Origin of the sequence: Tissierella sp. P1 (genome assembly GCF_002266425.1) — a bacterium.
Classification (GTDB): Bacteria; Bacillota; Clostridia; order Tissierellales; family Tissierellaceae; genus Tissierella; species Tissierella carlieri.
On the sequence record NZ_NPMN01000007.1, the window covers coordinates 107130 to 119809 of the forward strand.

A 12680-nucleotide genomic window follows, 5' to 3' on the forward strand; every position below is an offset into this window, starting at 1 on the left:
TTATGTATACTGGACTTTACAAAGAAGCAGAAGAAAAGATGAAAAAGACTATTTCGGTTTACAAAGAAGAGTTACAAAGCATTAGAGCAGGGAGAGCAAACCCGTCATTACTTGACAAAATCACAGTAGATTACTATGGACAGATAACACCTTTAAAACAAGTAGGAAGTGTTTCAGCTCCAGAACCAAGAATGTTAGTCATTCAACCTTGGGATGTAAAATTGATACCGGTAATCGAAAAAGAAATATTAAAATCTGATTTAGGTCTAAATCCATCAAATGATGGTAAAGTAATCAGATTGCTGATTCCTGCGCTAACTGAGGAAAGAAGAAAAGAATTAACAAAAGTAGTTAAGAAAAATGGAGAAAATGCTAAAGTTGCTATTAGAAATATAAGAAGAGACCTAAATGAACAATTAAAAAAGATGGAAAAAAACAAAGAAATTAGTGAAGATGACAAAAAATTAGCAGAAGCTGAAATCCAAAAAATAACTGATAAATTTATTGAAGAATTAGATGCAGTAACAAAGAAAAAAGAAGACGAATTAATGGAAATATAATAAGAAACCCCTTCTTCATAGGAAGGGGTTTTTAGTGATGAGGTGATATATGTGGCAGATATTAATCAAACAATAGAACAACTTAAATCTCAAATTGATATGATAAATCTTCCGAAACATGTTGCAATAATTATGGATGGAAATGGTAGATGGGCAAAAAAAAGATTTTTACCAAGAAATTTCGGTCATCAAGAAGGAATGGAAAGAGTAATTGAAATTGTTGGAGCTGCCTCTAATTTGGGGATAAAACATTTATCACTTTATGCTTTTTCAACAGAAAATTGGAAGAGGCCTCTGGAGGAAGTACAAGGCTTGATGAAAATTTTAGTCCAATATATAATGCGAGAATTAGATAAATTACATAAGAATAATGTCAAAGTACAAATTATGGGAGATATTGAAAAATTACCAAAGTATGCTAAAGATGAAGTAATAAAAACCATGAGAACTACATCCCAAAATACTGGAATGATATTAAATATTGGACTAAACTATGGTGGAAGAGATGAAATAATATTTGGAATTAAAAACATTTTAATTGATATAGAAATGGGTAAAATTAATATAGATGATTTAAATGAGACTAACTTTTCCAATTATCTTTATACAAAAGGGCAACCTGATCCTGATTTGCTTATTAGACCAAGTGGAGAACTTAGACTTAGTAATTTTATGTTATATCAAATAGCTTATACAGAATTTTGCTTTTATGATATACTATGGCCAGACTTTACAGAAAAACATTTATTATTATCCATTATTGATTATCAAAAAAGAAATAGAAGATTTGGAGGAATATAAGTGAAAGATTTAAGCAAGAGATTCTTTAGTGGCTTAGTTGGTTTAATCCTATTAATTTTCATTGTCTCAAAGGGAGGATATTTGTTATCTTTTGCTGTTTATATAGTTTCGATAATTGGTTTAAGAGAATTTTATAAGGCTATAGAGAAAGTTAATATTAAGCCTATTTATCTAATAGGATATTTAGGAGTAACTGGATTGTTTATAAATATTATGTTAGAAAATAAATATTTAGGACTTATTATTACTTTACTTATTATTACTTTACTTATCTTATTTATTACTAATAAAAATATATCTATAGAGGATATATCAATAACTCTTTTGGGAATAGCATATATTCCGTTTTTGCTTTTTCATATTATATATTTAGATAATAGTAAGTATATTTGGCTAGTTTTTATTATAGCATTTGGTACAGATACATTTGCATATATAGCAGGGAATTTATTTGGAAAAAGAAAATTATGCCCTAAAATCAGCCCTAAGAAAACAATAGAAGGATCTATAGGAGGTATATTAGGTAGTACTATTTTACTTATCATATATTCAATATACTTTAATTTAAATCCTATGTGGAAAATTATTCTACTTTCTATTGTTTGCTCAGTAATAGCTCAATTAGGAGATTTAGCGGCTTCAAAAATAAAGAGAATTTGTGGAATAAAGGATTATGGGTCTATAATGCCTGGACATGGTGGTGTATTAGATAGATTTGATAGTATAATTTTTACTGTCCCAGTAATATACTACTATATTAGTATCTTTTTAATTTAAAATATAGGTGGTGTTTAAATGTTAACAGCGGTATCAGCAATATTTGTTTTTTTGATGGTAATATTAGTACATGAATTTGGTCACTTTGCCGTAGCCAAAATTGTAGGAATTAAAGTTAATGAATTTTCTATAGGCATGGGGCCTAAATTATTTCAAAAGAAAAAAGGAGAAACTGAATATACTTTAAGAGCATTACCAATTGGTGGATATGTAAAAATGGAAGGTGAAGATGAAGTTTCTGACGATCCTAGAGGTTTCAATAAGGTTTCTGCATTGTCAAGAATAGCAGTTGTAGCAGCAGGAGCAATTATGAATTTCATCTTAGCAATTGTTATATTAGCCATTGTTTCTTACGGAATAGGTATGCCAATAAATATAGTAGATAAGGCATTGCCAGATTCACCTGCAGAGAAAAGTGGATTAATATCAAATGATGTTATAATTAGCATAAATGGTATAGAAACAAATAACTGGGAATCTATAGCTAACTCCATAAACAACTCTGACCCTAATAAAGAGATAGAAATACAAGTTGAAAGAGATGGTCAAGTAAAAAAACTTATGGTTAAACCTACAGTTGATGAAGAAGGAAGAACTATAATTGGTATAGCACCTAAATATGAAAAGTCTATATCCTTAGCTATAAAAGGTGGATTTGAAAAAACTTTAATGTTTCTAGGATTAATGTTTGATTTCGTAGGAATGATATTCAAAGGTAAAGTTGGAATTAAGCATTTATCAGGTCCCGTTGGTGTAATTCATGAAGTAGGAGCAGCTGCAAAACTTGGAGTATATAATCTACTCTATATCTTAGGTTTTATTAGCATTAACTTAGGCTTCTTCAATTTACTTCCTATACCAGCATTAGATGGAAGTAGGATAGTATTTTTGTTAATAGAATTGGTCAGAGGAAAACCAATAGCTCCAGAGAAAGAGGGATTCATACATTTTGTTGGCTTTGTTCTATTGATATCACTAATGTTATTAGTAACTTATAGAGATATACTCAAATTTAATATTTTTTAGTAGGTGATAAAATTGATTAGAAAAAAAACTAAGGTAATCAAAGTTGGTAATGTACTAATTGGTGGAGATAACCCTATTTCAATTCAATCTATGACTAATACATTGACAAAAGATATTGTTTCTACTATTAGTCAAATAAAAAAATTAGAGGATGCAGGTTGCGACATTATTAGATCTGCTATTACGGATTTGGAAGATGCAAAGGCTATAAAAGAGATAAAAAGACAAATTAATATTCCAATAATTGCTGATATTCAGTATGACTATAGACTAGCCTTAGAATCTATTAAGTATGGAACTGATGGACTAAGGTTAAACCCAGGAAATATAGGTTCTTTAGACAAAGTAAAAGAAGTTGTAAAAGCCTGTAAAGAAAATAATATCTCTATTAGGGTTGGAGTAAATGCTGGTTCTCTAAAGAAGGAGTTTTTAGAAAAATATAATGGTGTAAATGAGGATTCTATGGTTTATAGCGCTTTAGAACAAATCAGATTATTAGAAGATATGGATTTCTATGATATAAAAATTTCTTTAAAAGCAAGTAACGTACCTCTTACTATTAAAGCATATGAAAAGATGTCTAATATGGTAGATTATCCGTTACATTTAGGAATAACTGAAGCTGGACCAATTTGGAGGGGAACTGTTAAATCCTCTGTTGGAATAGGTGCCTTGTTGTCAATGGGTATAGGAGATACAGTAAGAATATCTTTGACAGGTGACCCTGTAGAAGAAGTGAAAGTAGGTAGAGAAATTCTTAAATCCCTTAACCTATTGAATGAAGGCTTAGAAATAATATCATGTCCTACTTGTGGAAGAACAAATATTGATTTAATTAATATAGTAGAAGAGGCTGAAAAAAGGCTTGAAGGAATTAATAAACATATAAAAGTTGCTATAATGGGATGTGCAGTAAATGGTCCTGGAGAAGCTAGGGAAGCAGATATAGGAATAGCTGGAGGAAAAGGTGAAGGACTTATTTTTAGAAAAGGCGAAATAATAAAAAAGGTCAGAGAAGAAAATTTACTTGATGAATTATTAAAAGAAATAGAAAAGTTATAATATATTCATATCCCAGGAGGAGAAGGGGGATAAATTATACATGAAGAATAATCAACTATATCTTTCAGAATTTATTACAAAAAAAGGACTAGAGGATATTAGGAACTTAAAAATTATCATTAATAAAATTCAGATATTTAAAAAAACAATGACCTTAATAGTATACCTTGAATCTTCTATCTTAATTAATAATATAATATCTAATAAAATAAATAAAGTTTTCAAAGATAAGTTTACTCAATTTAAAGTGCAGATAAGATTTAGATATAATGTCATAGGAAGCATTGAAGACAAGATAAAGTTTTATGAAGACAATATTCTAGAAATTATTAAATTGGAAATTGAGTCTAGTAATTCTTGGATTAAAGGTTTAAAATGGGAGATCATTAATGACTCCCTTGTAATTTTTCCGCCGAATGAGGTAGCATATCACTCACTAGAAAAAAATGAAATTATAGAAAAAATTAAAAATGCAATTTTAGAAGAAATAGATTTAAATATAGACATCAAAATTTCTGAGCATCAATTTATGGAAGCGGAAGGCTTTCTTGATCAAAAGAGTGTTGAAGAAAAAGAAATTGCAAAGGATGCTATTATCAATATAGCTGAAAGTTCTAAAACCAATTCCTTTAATAATAGCTCAAACAGGCCTAATAAGTATTATATCTATGGAAAAGAAATAAAAGATTCACCTATTAAAGTAAAAGATATTAATATGCAAACTGGCTCTTGTGTAATAGAAGGTATAGTTTTTCAAATTGAAACTAGAGAAATTAGAGACAATAAGACCCTAGTCACATTCTATGTCTCAGATCTTACAGACTCTATTACTGTGAAAGTATTTTTATCAGAAGAACAAACATCTGAGTTTCTTATAAATGTAGCAAATGATTCTCATATAAAAGTTGAAGGAGATGTAATGTTTGATAACTACTCTAAGAGTACAGTAATAATACTGAAATCACTTAATAGAATTGATAAATCTGGAAAAAAAGATAATGCAGAGGAAAAAAGAGTGGAATTACATCTTCATACACAAATGAGTTCGATGGATGGAGTTACGCCACTGAAAAAAATCGCAACTAGAGCTAAAGAATGGGGACATAAAGCGTTGGCTATAACTGATCATGGTATTGTTCAAAGCTTTCCAGAAGCCATGATTCTGAGTAAATCATTAGGTATAAAAATGATATATGGTATGGAAGGCTATTTAATAAATGATAAGAAAGAAATAATAACCAATTTTGATCAAAATAAAGATTATTCAACTTATATTGTTTTTGATATAGAGACTACTGGATTATCTGCTATAAATGATATGATAACGGAGATTGGTGCTGTTAAAATTAGAGATGGAGAAATTATAGATACTTATAGTCAGTTAATAAATCCTGAAAGACCAATACCAGAATTAATTACCAACATTACAGGTATTACAGATAATATGGTAAAAGACAAGCCAATTATTAAAGATGTAATTTTAGATTTTGTAAGATTTATTGGAGACGATGTTTTAGTTGCACATAACGCTTCTTTTGATATCGGATTCATTAGAGAAAAGATGAAGCTGGTCAATATAGAACTAAACAATCCAGTACTAGATACATTGGAGTTATCTAGAGCGGTGTTTCCATCTTTGAAGAGCCATAAATTGAATCTTGTGGCTAAACACCTGAATGTAGATTTAGTTAATCATCATAGGGCTGTAGATGATGCTACTGCTACAGCTAAAATATTTCTTAAGATATTAGATATTTTAAAAGAAAGAAATATAATAAACTTTAGACAGATAAATACTTTAAATTCTAGAAAAGATTTTTCAAAGGATGAAAGCTTTCATATAATTATACTAGCTAAAAATTTAATTGGTCTTAAAAATTTATATAAATTAGTATCAGAGTCACATATAAACTATTTCCATAGAAGACCGAGAATTCCAAAATCTCTTATAGAAGCAAATAGAGAAGGTCTAATAATTGGTAGTGCATGTGAAGCAGGAGAATTATATAAAGCAATAATAAAAAATAGAAGCCTAAATGAAATAAGAAAAATTGTAAAGTTTTATGATTATTTAGAAATTCAACCAATTGAAAATAATATGTATTTAGTTAGGGAAGGGATAGTAAAAGATAAGAATCAGTTGAGAGAAATAAATAAAAAAATATATAAATTGGGAAAAGAGAATAAAAAGCCTGTTGTAGCAACTGGAGATGTACATTTCCTAGATCCAGAAGATGAGATATATAGAAGAATACTAATGTCGGGTCAAAAATTTCAAGATGCAGATATTCAGCCGCCTTTATATTTTAGAACCACCGAAGAGATGCTAGAAGAATTTTCATACTTTGGTAAGGAAATTGCAGAAGAAGTAGTTATAAAAAACACTAATTTGATAAATGATATGATAGAGGAAATATTACCAATCCCAGAAGGAACTTTTCCACCAGTCATTGAAGGTGCTGAAGAAGAATTAAGAAGGATAACATATGATAAAGCAGTAGAAGTATACGGCAATCCTTTGCCAGAAATTGTGGAAAAACGTTTGGAAAGGGAACTTGGTTCTATAATGAAAAATGGTTATGCTGTTATGTATATAATTGCACAGAAGCTTGTTTGGAAATCTTTAGAAGATGGATACTTAGTAGGTTCTAGGGGCTCAGTAGGCTCATCTTTTGTAGCTACAATGAGTGGTATTACAGAAGTAAATCCATTGGTTCCGCATTATGTCTGTCCTAATTGTAAATATAGTGAATTTTTTAATGATGGATCTATAGCTTCTGGTGCAGATCTTCCACATAAAATCTGTCCTAAATGCCAAGCTAAATTGAACAAAGATGGTCATGATATTCCATTTGAAGTCTTTTTAGGATTTGAAGGTGATAAAGAGCCAGATATTGACTTAAATTTTGCAGGAGAATATCAGTCTGTAGCACATAAGTACACTGAAGAACTTTTCGGAGAAGGTTATGTTTTTAGAGCAGGAACTATTGGAACAATTGCTGAAAAAACTGCATATGGGTTTGTTAAAAAATATTTTGAAGAAAGAGATATAAGTGTCAATGTGGCCGAGATTAATAGACTGGTTCAAGGGTGTACTGGAATCAAAAGGACTTCAGGTCAACATCCTGGTGGAGTTATGATTGTTCCAAAATATAAGGATATTTTGGATTTCACTCCCATTCAATATCCTGCAGATGATAAAAAGTCAGGTGTAATAACAACTCATTTTGATTATAATGCTATTGGTGGAAGAATATTAAAGTTAGATATTCTTGGGCACGATGTGCCTACTATAATCAAAATGCTCGGTGACCTAACGGGAGTTGATCCTACTAAAATCCCTCTAGACGAGCCAAAGACTATGAAGTTGTTTACCAGTACTGAATCATTAGGAATAACTAAAGATGATATAAATTGTGAAGTAGGAACTTTAGGAATACCTGAATTCGGTACAAAATTTGTAAGACAAATGCTTATTGATACCAAGCCTAGTACCTTTTCTGAACTAGTAAGAATTAGTGGATTATCTCATGGTACAGATGTATGGATAAATAATGCTCAAAGCCTTGTTAAAGAAAATATTGCACCATTAAGCAAGGTAATTTCTACTAGAGAAGATATAATGTTAAACTTAATTAACTCAGGGATGGATAAGAAGAAATCCTTTAAAATCATGGAAAAGGTTAGAAAAGGGAAAGGCTTATCTAAGGAAGATGAAGAGGAAATGAGAAGTTTAAATGTGCCGGAATGGTACATAGAGTCTTGTAATAAAATTAAATATATGTTCCCCAAAGCTCATGCTGCTGCTTATGTTATGATGTCTTTTAGAATAGCCTATTTTAAAGTATATTTTCCTGAAACGTTTTATGCCACTTACTTTACTATTAAGGCTAATGATTTCGATGCAGATTTAGTTATTAAAGGTAAAGAAACTGTTAAAAACAAGATTCAGGAATTGGAAAAACTAGGAAATGATATGACCGCAAAGGAAAAGAATTTGCTAACAGTTCTAGAAGTTGTTTTAGAAATGTATGCAAGGGGTTATAATATCCAAAATGTAGATATTTACAAATCAGATAGTGATAGATTTATAATTGATGAAAATGGGATTCTACCACCACTTAAAAGCCTAGAAGGTCTTGGTGAAAATGTAGCCAGAAAAATTGTCGAAGAAAGAAATATCTCTAGATTTATATCTATAGAAGACTTAGTTAATCGTGGCAAAGTAAGTAAACCTGTATTAGAAGTATTAACTAATCATGGTTGTTTAGGTGATTTGCCATTAAGTAATCAAATAAGCCTTTTTAATATTTGATTTTTCCTTAATTTATGATATAATTAATTTGACAAAAATGAATTTTTTCTGGGAAAGAGTGGGTTAACCCACTCTTGATTTTTTATTGATATTGTTCTTGCATAATATTAAGTAAACATTTATGGAGGTGAATTGATTGAATAGAAAAGGCATAATAAGTATTGTCAAAGAAATATGTGAGCAGTTAGCAGATGAGTTAGGATATGAGTTAGTAGATGTAGAATTTTTAAAAGAGGGTTCAAATTATTTTCTAAGAGTATATCTTGATAAGCCAGGCGGAATAAACTTAGATGATTGTCAAAAGGTAAGTCAATTATTAAGTGATAAACTAGACGAGAAAGATCCTATCACTACGCCATATTATTTAGAGGTTTCATCTCCAGGATTAGATAGACCTCTAAAGAATGATAAGGATTTGAAAAGAAATCTAGGAAAAGAAATTGAAATAAAATTATATGAGCACTGAAGGGTAAAAAGATAATAGAAGGTATTCTAGAGGATTATGAAGAAAAAACAATTGTAATAAGAACAGAGATTAATGAAATTGTTACAATACCTAAGGAAGGCATTGCTTTAATTAAATTGGCAGTTAAATTTTAAGGAGGTTTAATGAATGAATGGAGATTTTATCGATGCCCTTCGTGAAATTGAAAAAGAGAAGGGCATTTCTAAAGATGTAATATTTGATGCTCTTGAGTCGGCACTTATCTCTAGCTATAAGAAAAACTTCAATGCATCCCAAAATGTTGAAGTTGAAATGGATAGAGAAACTGGGAAGGTAAAAGTGTTGGCATTAAAAGAAGTAGTGGATATAGTAGAAAACGAATACCTTGAAATAAGCTTAGAAGATGCAAAAGAAATTGATGATAGATTTCAGACTGGAGATATTTTAAAAGTAGAAATCACCCCAAAGGATTTCGGCAGGATAGCGGCTCAAACTGCTAAACAAGTAGTTATTCAAAGAATAAGAGATGCAGAAAGAGATGTAATTTATGATGAATTTATAAATAGAGAGAATGAGATAATTACTGGATTAGTTCAGCGAATTAGTAAAAATAATGTATATATAGATTTAGGAAAGACTGAGGGGATATTGCCACCTTCTGAGCAAATGGAAGGTGAAGAGTATAATCAGGGAGATAGGTTAAAATTACTTATATCAGAGGTCAAAAAGACAACGAAAGGACCTCAGATAATATTATCTAGATCACATCCTAATCTTGTGAAGAGACTATTTGAGTTAGAGGTTCCAGAAATCAATGATGGAATAGTTGAAATATATTCTATATCTAGAGAAGCCGGTTCTAGAACAAAGATTTCAGTTTTCTCTAAAGATTCCAATGTAGATCCTCTTGGCTCATGTGTAGGTTTTAAAGGAAGTAGAGTAAAAGTAATAGTAGATGAATTAAAAGGTGAAAAAATAGATATTGTAATTTGGAGTAAAGATATAGGAGAATTTATTGCAAACAGCTTAAGTCCTTCTAAAGTATTAAATGTTATAACTAATGAAAAAGAAAAGTCCGCTGTTGTAGTAGTACCAGATTATCAACTTTCCTTAGCTATAGGTAAAGAAGGTCAAAATGCAAGATTAGCAGCAAAATTAACAAATTGGAAAATAGATATAAAATCTGAGTCACAATATAATCAAGAAAATCAATAAGAGGTGATTATTTGAAAAAGAAAAAGATTCCTCTAAGAAAATGCATTGCTTGTGGTGAAGGCAAACCAAAGAAAGAATTAATAAGAGTTGTAAGAAATAATGAAAAAGAAGTAAGTATTGATATAACTGGTAAAATGAATGGACGTGGAGCATATATATGCTCCAATCTTGAGTGTTTAGAACTTGCACAGAAAGGTAAAAAACTATCTAGAACTTTAGAAGTTGAAGTACCAAACGATGTATATGAAAGTTTAAAAGATATAATTCAATCAAAATTGGGAAAATAAGAAATATCACCTTTTAATATGATAGGGGGTATATAATATGAAAAAAATTAGAGTATATGAATTGGCTAGGGAATTAGGAATTAGCAGCAAAGATTTAATTGAAAAAATTGCTAGTTTAGACATAACTGTAAGCAATCATATGAGTGCTTTAGAAGATGAAGATGCAAGGATAATAAAATCATTATTATCAGAGGAAGAAGAGGAAAACATAGTTGGTGAAAAGTTTGATGATATTGATGAAAATATAAAAGATAGTAACAAGATTAGCAGTAAAAGAGATGTCGAAGAAGATGAAAAAATTGTTAAAGAAATAGAAAATAGGGATAATACAAAACAAAGGAATAAGAAACAAAGAAATAAAAATAAAGTGAAGAATAATAGTATGGGTAAAGAAAATACTATAATTAGTAAAGAAGGGAATGAGGTTGTTATAGAAATCGAAGATAATATCATTGTAAAAGATTTAGCTGATAAAATAGGTGTAAGTCCATCACAAATAATTTCTAAATTAATAGGGTTAGGAGTAATGGTAAACCAAAATCAATCAATAGATTCTGATATAGCGATTATAGTTGCTGAAGAATTTGGCATTGAGTTAACGATAAAAGAAGCTTCTAAAGAAAGTCAAGGATTAATAGAAGATGAATTTAATTTAGACTATGAAGATAATCCAGAAGATTTAAAATCTAGAGCTCCTATAGTAACGGTAATGGGACACGTAGACCATGGTAAAACCTCTTTACTAGATGCTATTAAAGAAACTAGTGTTACAAAATCTGAAGCTGGAGGAATTACTCAGCATATAGGTGCTTATGCTGTGAATATTAATAACAGAAAAATATGTTTCTTAGATACACCAGGTCACGAAGCTTTTACGTCTATGCGTGCTAGAGGTGCACAAGTGACAGACATTGCCATATTAGTCGTAGCAGCTGATGATGGAGTTATGCCTCAGACCATAGAAGCAATAAATCATGCTAAGGCTGCTAAGGTTCCAATAATCGTAGCAATTAATAAAATGGATAAACCTACAGCCAATATAGATAGAATCAAACAAGAATTAGTAGAGAATGCTTTAGTTCCAGAGGATTGGGGTGGGGACACTATAACAGTGCCAGTATCAGCCAAAAATCGTCAAGGAATAGAAGAGTTGCTTGAAATGATATTACTTGTTGCAGAAATGCAAGAGTTAAAAGCTAATCCAAATAGGAATGCAGTGGGTACAATTGTAGAAGCTCAACTTGATAAAGGAAAGGGACCATTAGCTACTGTATTAGTTCAAAAAGGAACTTTGGAAGTTGGAGATATGGTTGTTTCTGGTTCTTCCTTTGGTAGAGTGAGAGCAATGCTTGATGATAAAGGCAAGAGAGTTAAAAAAGCTGGTCCATCAACGCCTGTAGTAATACTCGGATTATCTGAGGTTCCAAATGCAGGAGATTTATTGTATGCAGTAAATGATGAAAAAACTGCTAGATCATTAGGTGAGAAACATAAGGAAATCGTGCGAGCAGAACAAATGAAATCTGACCAAAAAGTATCTTTAGATGATTTATTTGAAAGAATAAAATTAGGTGAGATAAAAGATTTAAATATTATTATAAAAGGCGACGTTAGAGGTTCTATTGAAGCATTAAGGCAGTCCCTTGAAAAACTTAATACTGATGAAGTTAAAACTAATATTATCCATGGTGGTGTAGGAGGAATTACTGAATCTGATATTATGCTTGCCTCTGCATCTAATGCTATTGTTGTTGGCTTTAATGTTAGACCTAATTTAAACGCTATAGAAGTAGCTAAAAGAGAAAAAGTAGATGTTAGAACATATAGGGTGATTTATGAGGCAATCGAAGATATTCAAGCCGCAATTAAAGGTATGCATGCACCAAAAATTGTTGAAGAAGTAATAGGAAGAGCTGAGGTTAGGGCTACATTTAGATTACCTAATGGAAGCACTATAGCTGGTATTTATGTATTAGATGGAAAAATAGCTAGAAATGGGAAGATAAGACTTCTTAGAAATGATATTGTTATATTTGAAGGTGGGGTATCATCTTTAAAAAGATTTAAAGATGATGCAAGAGAAGTACTATCAGGATATGAAGCAGGATTAGGATTAGAAAATTATAATGATATAAAAGAAGGAGACTTATTAGAAGCTTACGTTCTAAAAGAAGTCGAGAAATAGAGGTGAA

10 protein-coding genes are annotated in these 12680 nt (G+C 30.4%); all 10 read left to right on the top strand.

The annotated features are described in order from the left end of the window. Positions 1–2 precede the first annotated feature (2 nt). The 10 genes from frr to infB all read left to right on the top strand — a co-directional run bounded on the left by frr (position 3) and on the right by infB (position 12673). Positions 3–560 carry a ribosome recycling factor gene (frr, locus tag CIW83_RS06910; protein ID WP_094900110.1) on the top strand — a complete coding sequence of 186 codons (558 nt, stop codon included), beginning with the start codon at positions 3–5 and terminating at the stop codon, positions 558–560. Between the two features lie 51 nt (positions 561–611). Continuing rightward, entirely contained in the window at positions 612–1361 is a 750-nt protein-coding gene (locus CIW83_RS06915; protein WP_255374300.1) for an isoprenyl transferase, read from the top strand. After that, the gene (locus tag CIW83_RS06920; protein WP_094900111.1) at positions 1362–2138 is read left to right on the top strand and encodes a phosphatidate cytidylyltransferase; all 777 of its coding nucleotides are present in this window, start codon (positions 1362–1364) and stop codon (positions 2136–2138) included. An 18-nt stretch (positions 2139–2156) separates the two neighbouring features. Next, positions 2157–3164 carry an RIP metalloprotease RseP gene (gene rseP / locus CIW83_RS06925; protein ID WP_094900112.1) on the top strand — a complete coding sequence of 336 codons (1008 nt, stop codon included), beginning with the start codon at positions 2157–2159 and terminating at the stop codon, positions 3162–3164. Positions 3165–3176: 12 nt separating this feature from the next. Next, entirely contained in the window at positions 3177–4226 is a 1050-nt protein-coding gene (gene ispG / locus CIW83_RS06930; RefSeq protein WP_094900113.1) for a flavodoxin-dependent (E)-4-hydroxy-3-methylbut-2-enyl-diphosphate synthase, read from the top strand. A gap of 40 nt (positions 4227–4266) precedes the next feature. After that, positions 4267–8541: a PolC-type DNA polymerase III gene (locus CIW83_RS06935; RefSeq protein WP_094900114.1), complete on the top strand. Its 4275-nt coding sequence runs from the start codon at positions 4267–4269 to the stop codon at positions 8539–8541. Between the two features lie 136 nt (positions 8542–8677). Next, on the top strand, positions 8678–9007 hold the full coding sequence (gene rimP / locus CIW83_RS06940) for a ribosome maturation factor RimP (RefSeq protein ID WP_094900115.1): 330 nt from the start codon (positions 8678–8680) through the stop codon (positions 9005–9007). Between the two features lie 147 nt (positions 9008–9154). Further along, positions 9155–10201: a transcription termination factor NusA gene (gene nusA, locus CIW83_RS06945; RefSeq protein WP_094900116.1), complete on the top strand. Its 1047-nt coding sequence runs from the start codon at positions 9155–9157 to the stop codon at positions 10199–10201. Positions 10202–10212: 11 nt separating this feature from the next. Continuing rightward, positions 10213–10488 carry an RNase P modulator RnpM gene (rnpM, locus tag CIW83_RS06950; RefSeq protein WP_094900117.1) on the top strand — a complete coding sequence of 92 codons (276 nt, stop codon included), beginning with the start codon at positions 10213–10215 and terminating at the stop codon, positions 10486–10488. A gap of 37 nt (positions 10489–10525) precedes the next feature. Then, positions 10526–12673 carry a translation initiation factor IF-2 gene (gene infB / locus CIW83_RS06955; protein WP_094900118.1) on the top strand — a complete coding sequence of 716 codons (2148 nt, stop codon included), beginning with the start codon at positions 10526–10528 and terminating at the stop codon, positions 12671–12673. Positions 12674–12680 lie beyond the last annotated feature (7 nt).